General features: G+C 53.2%; 8 protein-coding genes. 1 reads left to right on the top strand and 7 read right to left on the bottom strand.

Features of this window, described 5'->3' with window-relative positions; translation table 11 throughout:
• Positions 1 to 64 precede the first annotated feature (64 nt).
• The 3 genes from foxA to metH all read right to left on the bottom strand — a co-directional run bounded on the left by foxA (position 65) and on the right by metH (position 7524).
• The gene (foxA, locus tag BUB06_RS19950) at positions 65 to 2167 is read right to left on the bottom strand and encodes a ferrioxamine B receptor FoxA (RefSeq protein WP_039475735.1); all 2103 of its coding nucleotides are present in this window, start codon (positions 2165 to 2167) and stop codon (positions 65 to 67) included.
• 204 nt (positions 2168 to 2371) lie between these two features.
• The gene (locus BUB06_RS19955) at positions 2372 to 3328 is read right to left on the bottom strand and encodes a helix-turn-helix transcriptional regulator (RefSeq protein WP_039475732.1); all 957 of its coding nucleotides are present in this window, start codon (positions 3326 to 3328) and stop codon (positions 2372 to 2374) included.
• Positions 3329 to 3840: 512 nt separating this feature from the next.
• Positions 3841 to 7524, bottom strand: coding sequence for a methionine synthase (gene metH / locus BUB06_RS19960; RefSeq protein ID WP_039475729.1), 3684 nt, complete (start codon positions 7522 to 7524; stop codon positions 3841 to 3843).
• Positions 7525 to 7909: 385 nt separating this feature from the next.
• On the opposite strand from metH, the gene iclR reads away from it, so the two are divergent.
• Positions 7910 to 8740, top strand: a complete 831-nt coding sequence (iclR, locus tag BUB06_RS19965) for a glyoxylate bypass operon transcriptional repressor IclR (RefSeq protein ID WP_039475727.1) — start codon at positions 7910 to 7912, stop codon at positions 8738 to 8740.
• Positions 8741 to 9083: 343 nt separating this feature from the next.
• Here the strand turns inward: iclR and aceK are convergent, their stop codons facing one another.
• The 4 genes from aceK to metA form a co-directional block, all read right to left on the bottom strand.
• On the bottom strand, positions 9084 to 10859 hold the full coding sequence (aceK, locus tag BUB06_RS19970) for a bifunctional isocitrate dehydrogenase kinase/phosphatase (RefSeq protein WP_039475724.1): 1776 nt from the start codon (positions 10857 to 10859) through the stop codon (positions 9084 to 9086).
• 48 nt (positions 10860 to 10907) lie between these two features.
• On the bottom strand, positions 10908 to 12215 hold the full coding sequence (aceA, locus tag BUB06_RS19975) for an isocitrate lyase (RefSeq protein ID WP_039475722.1): 1308 nt from the start codon (positions 12213 to 12215) through the stop codon (positions 10908 to 10910).
• Between the two features lie 31 nt (positions 12216 to 12246).
• Positions 12247 to 13845, bottom strand: coding sequence for a malate synthase A (aceB, locus tag BUB06_RS19980; RefSeq protein ID WP_039475718.1), 1599 nt, complete (start codon positions 13843 to 13845; stop codon positions 12247 to 12249).
• A gap of 284 nt (positions 13846 to 14129) precedes the next feature.
• Positions 14130 to 15059: a homoserine O-acetyltransferase MetA gene (gene metA, locus BUB06_RS19985; RefSeq protein ID WP_010309261.1), complete on the bottom strand. Its 930-nt coding sequence runs from the start codon at positions 15057 to 15059 to the stop codon at positions 14130 to 14132.
• Between the last annotated feature and the right edge of the window lie 286 nt (positions 15060 to 15345).

The following is a 15345-nucleotide window of genomic DNA, read 5'->3' on the forward strand; positions in this document are numbered from 1 at the left end:
GCGAATCATGATGTGAAAAAGCCGGGGAAACCCGGCTTTCGTTTTATTGCTGCAAAACACGCGATCAGAACGAATAAGAGACGCTGCCGACGACACTGCGCTCGGCACCGAAGTAGCAGAACTCCAGCGAGTTGCAGGCCGCCACGTAGCGTTTGTCGGTCAGGTTGTTGACGTTAAGCTGCGCACTCAGCCCTTTCAGACCGACCTTCGAGAGATCGTATCCCACCGCCATATCCACCAGCGTATAAGAAGGCAGCGTGTGAGTATTGGCGCGATCGGAAGTCACACCGTTCACGTAACGCACACCAGAACCAAGCGTCAGGCCGTCCAGCGGACCGCTTTTGACATCATAGCTGGCCCAGGCGCTGGCCTGATTGCGCGGCGCGTACACCGCACGTTTTCCTTGCTCGGCTACGCTGCTTTTCTTATAGCGAATATCCGTATAGGTATAGGCCACTTGCAGACGCAGATTGTCGGTAATATGGCTCACTGCCTCCAGTTCCACCCCTTCAGACTCGATTTCCCCCACGGAGCGGTAAGGATCGTTAGGCTGCACTTTGGTCGCCACGTTCTTTTGATTGATACGGAATACCGACAGGCTGTACTGATCCTGAGAACCTTCAGGCTGATATTTCATCCCGGCTTCCCACTGCTTGCCTTTCATCGGCTCCAGTACGTTGCCGTTATCATCGGCGAAGCTGGTCGGCGTAAAAGCCGTGGAATAGCTGACATACGGCGCAAAACCATTATCAAACAGGTAGAGTAAGGCAGCACGCGAGCTAAAGTTGTTTTTATCCAACTCGCTGTGCGTGCCGTTGGTATGGTTAACGTGAGTCACTTTTACCCGATCGTGACGACCGCCCAGCGTTAAGCGCCAGCGCTCCCAGCTCATTTGATCTTGTAGATAGATGCCCGTCTGTTGCAGCTTGTGCTTTTCCAGCGTACCGGACATGGCCGTTGGACCGGAGCCGTAAACGGGATTAAACGCATCGATCGCTGGGAAGGAGCCCGAAGGCCAGTCCACATTATTATTACGCTGCTGATAGTCGATTCCCACCAGCAGACGGTGGTTCACCGCACCGGTATCCACGCTGCCATCGAGCTGATTATCTAACGTTAACGCAGACAGCGACTCGCGGGAACCTGAGTAGTAACGGGTCAGCGTGTCGGCGTTCGGCTGCGTCCAACCATAGGCGTACACCTGATCCAAGTGCACTTTGGTACGCAGATAACGCACTTTTTGACGCACCGCCCAGCCGTTATCAAAACCATGCTCAAAGTTGTATCCCACCATGTTTTGCTTACGGTCGTATTTCTCATAATTCTCTTCCCCTTCATAGAAGGTGTTCGAGATTTTCTGCCCGTTATGCGCCACCACGGTGCCTTCATACGGTAAACCCGAATGGCTACCGCCCTCAGGATCGCGTTGCAGGTAAGCCATAAATTCCAGACGAGTTTTGTCGGAAATCCGCCACAGCAGGCTAGGCGCAATCGCATAGCGCTCTTCTTTCAGCGGCCCAAATTGGGTATCCGCCTCACGCACCATCCCGCCTAGGCGGAACGCAAAACGTTCGTCATCATCCAGCGGGCCGGTAACGTCAAACGCCGCACCACGCTGCGCATTATTGCCTGCGAACAGTTTGATCTGCCCGCTGCGATCGAACGACGGCTGACGGGAATTCAGCGCCACAATCCCGCCCGGAGAAGAACGTCCGTAGAGTACAGACGCCGGGCCTCTGACCACTTCAATGCTGTCGAGGAACCAGGGATCGATAACCAGTGAGCTATGGGAGTTGGTATCCCCCATCATCTTCAGCCCGTCGAGATAGACGTTATCGAGACTGCCATCGGAAAAGCCGCGCAGCACCATGTAGTCAAAGCGGTTGGACGCGCCGATTTGGTTGTTATACACGCCCGGCGTATAACCGACCGCCTGACGAACGCTGGTCGCACCCTGCTCCTGAATCTGGTCGCGCGTAATGATAGAAACGGCCTGAGGAGTCTCAATATCGGGCGTTTCCAGCTTGGTTGCACCACGTTGTGTTTGAGACGTCACGACTAGCGTCTCGCCCTGAGAAGAAGATGGCGTATCCTGCGCGAGTGCCGACACCGTCAATCCACTGGTGAAACAGCCAACTACCAGCGCCAGCCGCGTTTTTCTGAACATGGGAATCTCCACAGACCTTATTATTGTAAATAAGAATTATTACCGTTTTCGGTCTGGCGATAGCTATGCGCAGTGACAGCTTACGTATGCGCAATGACAAAACGGGAACTCAGCGAGAAAACGCCAGACTAGCAGCACCGTGGAAAAGTCAGGCGTAAAGGGTCAATGAGTTGATATGGATTGATGTTGATAAGGAAGGAAACGTTAGCTGACCATGCGCACATCGCTCGGCGCCATACCGTAACGCCGCCGGAAAGCCGTGGCAAAGTTGGTGGCGTGCTGGTAACCCGACATCCAGGCCGTCTGCTGAACGCTGTATCCCTGCACCAGATAGCGCCGAGCCAGTTCCAGCCGACAATCGCGCAGGTAGTCAAAAACTGAATGACCATACGCCTGACGGAACTTGGTACGCAGGCTACTGGTGCTCATCGCGGCCATCTGCGCCAGTTCATTGAGGGTGTACTCTTTTTCAGGCTGTTGCGCCAGAAGTCGCCGAACGTTCTCCAGCCGATCCTGTTCGCCGGGCGGCGGCAATACGCGCCGTTCTCCCCCACGTTGCCCGAATGACAGACCTTGCCCTAGCAACTGTAGCATCACACCTTCCAGCATCAGTTGGCGCGATAATCCCGGCACGGTGTTTTCCAGCGCGTGCTGCAACCCAGATAATAAATAGCCGGGAACCTGCCATAAAAACGTCGGATTACCGCCCTGTTCCCACTCGTTCAGCAGCGAGCCCAACAGCGGATCCAAAGCGAAAGTGGTGGGAAAAATACCCAGCGACACGGTACGAAGGTGACAGTCCGCAAGGTGGCTGGCGTTCATGACTAACGGGTCACCCAGCCGGGTGCTGAATGCCATACCTGAGCGCACAACAAATTCCTTGCCGTTCAGACTCAGCGCGACACGACCTTCCAGCACCACTAGCGTATAGAACGGACAGCAGTGCAAAGACGTCGATTCGTAAGGCTGCAACACGCGCACGTTAGAATTTGTCAGGCAAATCCCAGAGGACAGCGTCATCTCTTCGACATCGCCCTGCACCACGATACGCTTTTCTTTCGCGCGCTCACGACAGGACGACAGCTGCGGGAAGTGGTAATCAATCCCGTAACGTTCACCGATGTCGAAGAAATCCTCAATGGAAAAGAGTCGTTTTAGCATGAGCGGGAAGATACCCTCATCCTGTTTAACGCCCAGAATCAGGCCTGCGGTTAGTGGAAATGACGTGACGCAGCGACGTATTCGCTACAGAGATCGTTATTCACCTTATCATTGCGTAGCGAGCGCATCAATAAGACTGATAACTATTCTCATTGAAATGCATTCTAAATCCTGAACACCTTAGCTAGCGTAGGGAAGGTTCTTTGGCTGGCATCAGAAATCATGCTGAGGTATCAGTGAACGCCGAGTGAGCGACAGGACGTCGCGAAAGCCAGTGCCGCGTAGGGAACGCGTCACTGGCGGCTCGATAAGCGTTCAATGATTCCGAAGGCACCGCGTAGCGGCAGGATTTCAGCCAATAGCCTGGGTACATAGGGCAAGCGGCGTTTGAGCTGCCCTATGTCGGGCGTGGCGCTAGTGTCACAGAGAAAAATGTGGCTTATCACGCACGAAACGCCCCCCTGCAATACATAATTCAGACAACAATATCAGTAAGTCACTTACTCAATTCCTTAATCCGCATCATAGCCCAAATTCGGCGCCAGCCAGCGCTCAACTTCACTCACGCTCATCCCTTTACGTACCGCGTAATCTTCCACCTGATCGTGTTGGATTTGCGCGACGGCGAAATATTTGCTGTCAGGATGGCTGAAATACCAGCCGGATACCGACGCACCCGGCCACATGGCATAGGATTCAGTGAGCTTCATGCCGGTATGCTTTTCCACATCCAGCAACTGCCAGATTTGCACTTTCTCCGTGTGGTCTGGACAAGCCGGATAGCCCGGTGCAGGACGGATGCCTTGATAGTTCTCGCGGATCAGCAGTTCATTACTGAGGTTCTCATTCGGCGCATAACCCCAGTACACCTTACGCACACGCTCATGTAGATATTCCGCAAAGGCTTCCGCCAGACGGTCAGAGATCGCTTTCACCATGATCTTGTTGTAATCATCGTGTTGAGCTTCCCACAGATCGGCCAACGTATCTTCTTCCAGCCCGCCGGTCACAGCAAAGGCTCCCAGATAATCCGGTTTACCGCTGGATTTCGGTGCCACAAAATCAGACAGGCAGTAGTTCGGGAAGTCGGTTTTTTCCGTCTGTTGACGCAAATGGTGGCTCACTGACAGCACCGTTTCACGCCGTTCATCGGTATAAATCACCACGTCATCACCCACGCGGTTCGCCGGGAAGAGCCCCACCACGCCGCGAGGATTCAGTGCGCCACGTGCGGATAAGTCGTCCAGCATCACGTTGGCATCGGCAAACAGGCGCTTCGCTTCCTCGCCCACCACCTCATCTTCCAGAATGCGAGGATATTTCCCCGCCAGCGACCAGGTCATGAAGAATGGCGTCCAGTCGATGTAGTTGCGCAGCGTTTCAATGCTGGCCGTTACTTCCTGGACACCCAGACGATGCGCAACCGGCGGCGTGTAGTTTTCCCAATCTAAATCGGAGGCGTTAGCGCGAGCTGCTTCCAGCGTCACGGGCGGTGTTCTCGGTTTTTTACGCGCGTGCTGAATACGCACGGTTTCATACTCTTTACGAGTACGCGCAACAAAGTCGTCATACTGCGTACTGGACAGCAGGGCCGACACCACGCCGACAGAGCGCGAGGCATTCTGCACATAAACCGTCGGACCGCTATAGTTCTGTTCAATCTTCACAGCGGTATGCGCTTTAGAGGTCGTCGCGCCGCCAATCAGCAGCGGCAGCGTAAAGCCCTGACGCTCCATCTCTTTCGCCACGTTGACCATTTCATCCAACGACGGCGTAATCAGCCCGGACAGCCCGATGATATCGACATTCTCTTCGCGCGCGGTCTTCAGGATTTTATCCGTCGGTACCATCACGCCCAGATCGATAATTTCGTAGTTGTTACATTGCAGCACCACACCGACGATATTCTTGCCGATATCGTGGACATCACCTTTTACGGTCGCCAGCAGGATTTTCCCGGCGGACGAGCCTTTGTCTTTACTGGCTTCAATATAGGGTTCGAGGTAGGCCACGGCCTGCTTCATGACGCGGGCGGATTTCACGACCTGCGGCAAAAACATTTTGCCTGCACCGAACAGATCGCCGACCACGTTCATGCCATCCATCAGCGGGCCTTCGATCACCTCGATCGGCCGTGTCGCCTGCTGGCGCGCTTCTTCGGTATCCAGCTCGATAAACTCAGTAATGCCTTTAACCAGCGAATACTCCAGACGTTTCTTCACGTCCCAGCCGCGCCACTCCGCCTGCGTTTTGCTACCTTCATCTTCCGTTTTGCTGCCGCGATATTTCTCGGCCAGATCGAGCATGCGCTCGGTGGCATCGCTGCGGCGGTTAAGGATCACGTCTTCAACCGCATCGCGCAGTTCAACAGGCAGATCGTCATAGATCGCCAACTGGCTGGCGTTCACGATCCCCATGTCCATCCCATTGCGGATCGCGTAATACAGGAAGACGGCGTGGATCGCCTCACGGACCAGATCGTTACCACGGAATGAGAACGACACGTTGGAGACGCCGCCAGAGATCATCGCATGCGGCAGTTGCGCCTTGATGTCCGCACAGGCTTCGATGAAATCCACCGCGTAGTTGTTGTGCTCATCGATCCCCGTTGCTACGGCGAAAATATTCGGGTCGAAAATAATGTCTTCCGGCGGGAAACCGACTTCTTCCGTCAGGATGCGATACGCCCGGCTACAAATTTCAATTTTGCGCGCACGGGTGTCTGCCTGCCCGACTTCATCGAAGGCCATCACTACCACGGCGGCGCCATAGCGCCGCACCAGCTTAGCGTGATGGATAAAGGCCTCAACGCCTTCCTTCATGGAGATTGAGTTAACAATCCCTTTGCCCTGAATGCATTTAAGCCCTTTCTCAACCACATCCCATTTTGAGGAGTCGATCATGATCGGCACACGGGCGATATCAGGTTCACCGGCAATCAGATTCAGGAAGCGGATCATTGCCGCTTCCGCATCCAGCATGCCTTCATCCATGTTGATATCGATGATCTGCGCGCCGCTTTCCACCTGCTGGCGGGCGACATCTAGCGCTTCGTTGTATTTCTCTTCTTTGATCAGACGTTTAAAACGTGCGGAGCCGGTGACGTTTGTCCGCTCCCCGACGTTAACAAACAGCGTGTTGGCATCGATATTCAGCGGTTCCAGGCCAGATAAACGGCAAGCCACTGGGATCTCCGGCAGCTTACGCGGCGGCACGCCTTCCACCACTTTCGCCATAGCGGCAATGTGCGCAGGCGTCGATCCACAGCAGCCGCCCACGATATTCAGGAAACCGGATCGCGCCCATTCGCCGATATGTTTCGCCATATCAGCCGGATCCAGATCGTATTCCCCAAAGGCATTAGGCAGCCCCGCATTCGGGTGTGCGCTCACATAGCATTCTGAAATACGTGATAGTTCGGCGACATACTGGCGCAGCTCATCCGGCCCCAATGCACAGTTCAGGCCGAAGGAAAGCGGACGGGAGTGACGCAGGGAGTTGTAAAAGGCTTCCGTCGTTTGACCGGACAGCGTACGCCCTGACGCATCCGTGATCGTGCCGGAAATCATCACGGGCAGTACGATCCCTAACGCTTCAAATTCACTTTCGACGGCGAAACTCGCCGCTTTAGCATTCAAGGTATCGAAAATGGTTTCGATCATGATCAGATCAACACCGCCTGCGATCAAGGCACGTGTCGATTCGCGATACGCTTCCACCAGTTGATCAAAACTCACGTTACGAAACGCGGGATCGTTAACATCGGGGGAGATCGACGCGGTGCGGTTCGTCGGACCAAGCACTCCGGCAACATAGCGCGGCTTATCCGGCGTTAAGGCAGTCCATTTGTCCGCGCTGGCACGCGCGAGCTGTGCGGCAACGGTGTTAATTTCCGCCGACAGCGCTTCCATATCATAGTCCGCCATCGCAATGGTGGTGGCGTTGAAGGTGTTGGTTTCGAGAATGTCGGCACCGGCTTCCAGATAGGCGTCATGGATTTCACTAATCACCTGCGGCTTGGTCAGCACTAGCAGATCGTTATTTCCTTTCACATCGCTCGGCCAGTCAGCAAAGCGCTCACCGCGGTAATCTGCTTCCTGCAGGCGATAACCCTGGATCATGGTTCCCATACCACCATCCAGTACCATAATGCGTTGCGCCAACTGACGCCGCAATTCGTCTACCCGATTACTCACGCGAACCCCATCCCCGGCCAATAAATACGATATGTAGTGTCTATACCCAAAATAATCCGAGTTGCATGCAGGCGGCAACCGCACGAATCCCCAGGAGCTTACATAAGTAAGTGACTGGGGTGAGTAAGGACAAATCGGCTAAGCCGATTTGAACGTCGCTTGCGGCGGCTCTTCAGAGCGAGGCTCAGAGAGCCGAGTATTGCCAACGCACATGTAGCTTGGAGTATGACGGGTATATCCTAGCATAAGTTATGAGCACGCTAACGCCGTGTAGCATGAGACTTTTTCAGATCATTCGCCGATAAAAAGCGCAGAGAAAGAAGAGTTGCATTCTGTGGTAAAAAAACGAAAATCAATTCCATAACCCTAAAAAGGAATCGACGCCATGACGCCACCAGAGCCAACCAAACGCGGGAAGAAACCCAGAGCCAGTACGGGCACCACCGCGCAGCCAACCGGGCAGGTTCAGTCGCTGACCCGTGGCCTGACGCTGCTTGAATATATCGCCAAAGCAAACGGCAGCGTGGCGCTAACCGATCTCGCTCAACAGGCCGGTTTACCGAATTCCACGACCCACCGCCTGCTCACCACCATGCAGCAACAGGGCTTTGTGCGTCAGGTTGGCGACTTGGGGCTGTGGACGATTGCTTCACACGCGTTTATCGTCGGCAGCAGCTTTCTGCAAAGCCGCAACCTGCTGGCCATTGTGCATCCGATACTACGCAAGCTAATGGAAGATTCTGGCGAAACCGTCAATCTGGCCGTGCTCGATCAGACAGATAGCCAGGCGATCATCATCGATCAGGTTCAATGTACGGCGCTGATGCGCATGTCCGCCCCCATCGGCGGTAAATTGCCGATGCATGCTTCGGGGGCTGGGAAAGCGTTTCTGGCGCATTTACCCGATGCTCAGGTCACTCAACTGCTGCACAAGAAAGGGCTGCATGGCTATACGCCACACACATTTAGCTCGCCACAAGCCCTGAAAGAAAACCTGTCTCTGATTCGCAAGCAGGGCTATTCGTTTGATGACGAAGAGCACGCGCTGGGGCTACGCTGTATCGCAGCCTGTATTCTGGATGAACATCATGAAGCCTTCGCCGCCATTTCCATCTCTGGCCCTGTGTCGCGCATCACGGACGACCGTGTCACAGAACTCGGCGCGCTGGTGATCAAAGCCGCTAAGCAGGTCATGCAGGAATACAGCGGGTTATGAGCCTTTTAGCCGCATGTTTATGCAGACTGTGGGAAGGTTTCGTGCGCAATAATACCGTTATTTCATGCTACCTCGTAGCACGCGCCCGACACAGGGCGCTCAGTCGCCGCCGCCCTGTGTACCCAGGCTTTCGGCGGGAATTATGCCGCTGACGCGGTGCCTTCGTCGGTATCAGGCTTAACGGACCGCTTGCGACACGTTTACTCGCCCCATAAATGGGCCTCGCCCTTCGGGCCAGCACAAGTGCTGTTCAAAACGTCGTTGACGTTTTGTCCGACGTGGCGCAAGCTTTCGCCGCGTCCTGCGGCTCATCCGAAGCCTGCTATCTCCTCAGCATAATTTTTTACGCCGGATAATGGCAAAGGCCAGAATCATTCTCAGTAGTAGTGTATAGCGGCTCAACACGCTGACTGAAACGCTTGCGGCGTCGGTAGGCGTAAACATCCTCAATGTGCCCTTCCCTAATACGCTGCTGCAGTGCTCGCCAGTAGTCCGCACAAAACAAATCGCCGTGCATTTCCTCAAACAGCGTACGAATGTGACGGTCACTGCACAGGAAATGGGGAAACTCTTCGGGAAACACATCATTCGGTGCAACGCTGTACCACGGCTCTGCGGCCAGTTCGTCCTCTGGGTGACGCGGCGGCGGTATTTTGCGGAAATTCACCTCAGTCATGTAGCAAATTTCATCGTAGTCATAAAAGACGACTCGCCCATGACGCGTGACGCCGAAATTCTTGAATAGCATGTCGCCGGGGAAAATATTTGCCGCAGCCAGCTGTTTGATGGCATTCCCGTATTCTTCAATCACATCGTGCAGTTGCTGTGCGTTTGCCTGTTCCAAATAAAGGTTCAGCGGCGTCATCCGGCGTTCCATATACAAATGTCGGATCACCAACTGATCGCCCAGATCCTCCAGTTTTTCCGGCACCTCCCGCCAGAGTTCATCCAGCAGTTCCGGGCTGATGCGGTGCTTATCGATGACGAAGTTTTCATATTCCTGCGTATCCGCCATGCGCCCCACACGATCGTGCTCTTTCACCAGTTGATAGCACGCCATAACCCGCTCGGCGCTCACCTCTTTCTGCGGCGCAAAACGATCTTTGATGACTTTAAATACGCGATCGAAGGAAGGCAGCGTAAACACCAGCATCACCATACCTTTCACGCCGGGAGCGATAATAAACTGCTCTTTTGATTCGGCAATGTAGTGCAGATATTCACGGTAATACTCAGTTTTACTGTGCTTCTGGCAGCCGATGGCCAGATAAAGCTCCGCTGTCGTCTTCCCCGGTAAAATGTCACGCAGCCAGGCCACCAGCGCAGACGGCAGCGGAGCATACACCATGAAGTAAGAGCGGGCGAAACCGAACACAATGCTGGCATCGGCCTGGCTGGTTAAGCAGGTATCAATAAATAACGCACCGCGTTCGTTGTGGTGAATCGGCAGCAGGAACGGGAAAACACCGTCAGGGAGCGACAGTTTGCCCACCAGCCAGGCCGCTTTGTTACGATAAAACAGCTCATTCGCCACCTGTAACGTCGCGTGCGCAAGCTGCTCCGTTGAGAAAGTGCGCTGTAAATACGCCGTGATATAGCCAATATCACGCGGCAAATCTTCCCACGGTAAACGCAGCGGCACGTCACCCAGCAGCTTTTCCAGCATGCTCTGCCAGCCGTCAGTGGGCACAAACGTCTTGGCGATAGGCCGGGGAATCTCACGAAATCGCTGTTCAGGCTGAGAACTGAAAACAAACAGTTTGTCAGGCGCCAGTTCCCGATGGTTAAACAGCCGACAGTAGACGGAATTAAAGAAACTCTCTGCAATCTCAAAACGCGGATAATCCGGCAATAAACGGGTGTAGATATGCTTCACGCGAGCCAAAAAATCCGCATCATCGCAGCGAATGCCGGTAATACAGCGCAGCTGTTCGACCACCAGACCAACGTGGTGATCGTATAAATGAATACGCTGTTTCATTGCCTGTTGTACGGCGGGCCAGTCAGCCTGTTCAAAGCGCTGCTGTGCACCCGCCGTCACTTCGAGAAAACGTCCATATTGCGCATCAAACCCTTGCAGGATCGTTTGCGCCACCAGCTTTTCAAGGTCACGCGTCATCATGATCTCCAGATGAGACCCGGCCAGCCAAACGCTGACCGGGCAGGATCAGAACTGCTGTTCTTCCGTCGATCCCGTCAGCGCCGTCACCGAAGACTCGCCTCCTTGAATAATGTTCGTCACCTTATCAAAGTAGCCAGTACCGACCTCCTGCTGATGCGATGAGAAGGTATAACCGTCTTTAATCGCTTCAAATTCAGGCTGTTGTACTTTTTCTACGTAGTGCCTCATCCCCTCGCCCTGTGCATAGGCATGCGCCAGATCAAACATGTTGAACCACATGCTGTGGATGCCAGCCAGCGTAATAAATTGGTATTTGTAGCCCATTGCCGACAGCTCATCCTGAAAACGCGCAATCGTGCTGTCATCGAGATTCTTCTTCCAGTTAAAGGAAGGCGAGCAGTTGTACGCCAGCAGCTTACCGGGGAATTTCGCATGGATGGCCTCGGCAAAACGACGCGCCAGCGATAAATCCGGCGTTGAAGTTTCGCACCACACCAAATCGGCATAAGGCGCATACGCCAGACCCCGGCTGATCGCCTGCTCGATCCCGGCACGCGTACGGTAAAAGCCTTCCACCGTGCGCTCTCCGGTGATGAAATCACGGTCATACTCATCGCAGTCGGAGGTCAACAAATCTGCCGCATCCGCATCGGTTCGCGCGACCAGCAAGGTGGGCACCCCCAAAACATCCGCAGCCAGACGCGCTGCAACCAGCTTCTGAACGGCTTCCTGAGTCGGCACCAGTACTTTGCCGCCCATATGGCCACATTTCTTCGCCGATGCCAGTTGATCTTCAAAGTGAACCGCCGCCGCGCCCGCTTCAATCATCGACTTCATCAGCTCAAACGCATTAAGCACGCCGCCAAATCCAGCCTCCGCATCCGCAACAATCGGCAGAAAGTAATCGGTATAACGCTTATCACCCGGTTCAATGCGGTTCGCCCACTGAATCTGATCGGCGCGCCGGAAGGTGTTGTTGATGCGTTCAATCACCGCGGGTACGGAATTCGCTGGGTAGAGCGACTGATCGGGATACATGCTGGACGCCAGATTGGCATCCGCCGCCACCTGCCAGCCGGAAAGATAAATCGCTTCAATACCCGCTTTCGCCTGCTGTAAAGCCTGCCCACCCGTCAGCGCGCCAAGGCAGTTAACGTAGCCTTTGCGAGAATCACCATGCAGCAGATTCCATAACCTCGCCGCACCGAGCTGCGCGAGCGTGCATTCCGGGTTCACCGATCCCCGTAGATTAATCACATCTTCTGCGCTGTAGGGGCGCGTAATACCTTCCCAGCGGGCGGTTTTCCACTCTTTTTCGATATGCTGGACTTGTTGGGTACGAGAGGTCGTCATAGCAGAGGTTCCTTTTTATTATCAGTCAGGATTAATCAAGCAATGCGTAGCCGGGTAGCGTCAGGAAGTCGATCAGCTCATCTTGCGTGGTAATTTTTTCCATCAGCCGAGCGGCTTCATCAAAGCGCCCTCCGCTGAAACGGGCATCACCGAGCTCCTCTTGAATCACAAACATCTCTTCGGCCAGCATTTGGCGGAACAGCGCTTTGGTGATCACACGACCATCGCTCAACGTCTTGCCGTGGCGAATCCACTGCCAGATTGACGTGCGAGAAATTTCTGCCGTCGCCGCATCTTCCATCAGTCCATAAATCGGGACGCAGCCATTACCGGATATCCATGCTTCGATGTACTGCACTGCAACGCGGATATTCGCGCGCATCCCCACTTCCGTTCGCTCTCCCGGACAAGGCTCTAGCAGCTCTTCTGCACGAATAGGCGCATCATGTTCACGGCTGATATCGAGCTGATTTTTACGCTCACCTAACGCCCGATTGAACACCTCCATCACTGCATCGGCCAGCCCCGGATGGGCCACCCAGGTGCCGTCATGGCCATTGTGAGCTTCCAGCTCTTTGTCTTTACGTACCTTATCCAACACCCAATTATTGCGTTCCGCATCCTTACTCGGAATGAACGCCGCCATCCCGCCCATGGCGAATGCACCGCGACGGTGACAGGTTTTGATCAACAGCCGCGAATAAGCGCTAAGGAAGGGTTTTTCCATCGTCACCGACTGACGATCGGGTAGAACGCGATCGCTGTGGTTCTTTAATGTTTTGATATAACTGAAGATGTAATCCCAGCGGCCACAGTTCAGCCCAACAATATGATCGCGTAGGTGGTAGAGGATCTCGTCCATCTGAAAAACGGCGGGCAACGTTTCAATCAACACCGTTGCTTTGATCGTCCCGCGCGGCAGATCAAAACGATCTTCCGTGTAGCAGAAGACATCGTTCCACCAGGCCGCTTCCTGCCATGACTGCGTCTTTGGCAGATAGAAATAAGGGCCACTCCCTTTCTTCAGCAGTTCCTGATAGTTGTGGAAAAAATACAGCGCGAAGTCAAACAGACTGCCGGGAATCGCTTCCCCCTGCCAGGACACGTGTTTCTCGGGCAAATGCAAACCGCGTACACGACAAATCAACACGGCAGGATTGGGTTTCAGCTGGTAGATCTTTCCAGTTTCATTGATGTAGGAAATCGTACCGCGCACGGCATCACGCAAGTTGATTTGCCCGTCGATCACTTTTTCCCAACTTGGTGACAACGAATCCTCAAAGTCCGCCATGAAAACTTTCACGTTGGCATTCAATGCGTTGATCACCATCTTGCGTTCGACCGGACCGGTAATTTCAACGCGACGATCTTGAAGGTCATCGGGAATGCCGCGTATTGTCCATGCCTTTTCACAAATGGAAGCTGTTTCTGAAATAAAATCAGGTAACTTACCCTGATCGATATTACGCTGTTGTACCTGCCGTTCGGCGAGTAATTGATTACGTGCTGGCGTGAAATGTGCGACCAGCTCCGTTAAGAAATCAATCGCTTCTTCCGTAAGAATTTGCTTCTCACCTTCGCCAAAACGCTGACTAAACGCCAATTCTCTGTTTATCGTCTGCTGCATCATTCGTGGTTCCTTTTCAGATTCCGCTTCATTTATCAACAACCGCCAGATCGGCAAATCAGTATGTACATTTCTTAGCCGACAGAATTAAGCGTAATACAAGAAAAAACAAAATCAAAAACAATTTCCATTTTTATGTAAAAACAAAAGTAAGATTTTGATAAAAATGAAGATTAAAATAAAAAAAGAAGAGAAATGACTTTCACCAAATAATGAGAATGGAATGGTTCAGCAGAAAAAAAGAAAGGCACCCTTAAAGGTGCCTCAGAGAAAAGAATTGGGATGAGCTAGTCCAGCGTAGGGTTCATCCTACGTAAATCGTAAGGCGTAATCTGGTAAACATAGTAATTCAGCCAGTTAACAAAAAGCAGATGACCGTGGCTACGCCAGCTCGCTTTCGGTTCCAGCTCAGGATTGTCATCGGGGAAATAGTTAACCGGAACAGTCGGATCCAGCCCAGCGTCACAATCACGGAAAAACTCTCCTGCGAGCGTCAAGACATCATACTCTGGATGCCCGGTAACGAACGCCAGACGTTTATCTTTACTGGCAAACAGGTAAGCACCAGCCTGCTCCGACTCGACCAGAATATCCAAATCCGTATGCTCCCGAATCACATCAACCGGAAAATCTGCATAGCGCGAATGTGGAGCCAGGAATGTTTCGTCAAAGCCGCGGGTCAGCAAAGCGTGAGGTTGCAACGTGTGATGCGAGTAAACACCAGATAGCTTTTCCTTACGGGTCATCTTGGGAATGCCGTAGAGGATATTGAGAGCAGCCTGTACAGCCCAACACACGAATAATGTGGAGGTAACATGCTCTTTTGCCCACTCGATGACACGTGCGATCTGCGGCCAATAGACAACATCACAGAAATCGACCAATCCCAACGGTGCACCGGTCACAATCAAGCCATCAAAATTTTCGTCCTGAATATCGTCGAAATTGCAGTAGAAGTTATTCAAATGCTCGGTTGGCGTATTCTTTGATTCACGGCTATCAATGCGTAGCAGTTGGATATCGATCTGTAAGGGAGAATTGGATAACAAGCGTAGAAACTGGTTTTCAGTCTCGATCTTTTTAGGCATCAGGTTCAGAACCAGCACTTTGAGGGGGCGAATTTCCTGCGTTTTAGCACGCGAGGACGTCATCACAAAGACGTTCTCATTACGCAGAAAATTAACGGCTGGTAACTCATCAGGAACCCGAATTGGCATAACCTTATATCCTCAAAGCATACGTTTAAACGTTTAGACATCCAGATGCCCGAAGATAGCGAGTTTTTGTACTAATGTCGAGCGCTCAACGCATAAGGTGAAAATGTTTCACGAGACACAACACGCTGCATACCATCAGCACGACTTCTGCTGAATACGTTCAAGCGCATAGGAATCACTCAGGGGAACAGCCATAGCAAAAAGCCCCTGTCTTTCGACAGGGGCTTTCCACGTAGTTGATGCCTGGCAGTTCCCTACTCTCACATGGGGAAGCCCCACACTACCA

It is taken from the genome of Pectobacterium carotovorum (genome assembly GCF_900129615.1).
Lineage (GTDB): Bacteria > Pseudomonadota > Gammaproteobacteria > Enterobacterales > Enterobacteriaceae > Pectobacterium > Pectobacterium carotovorum.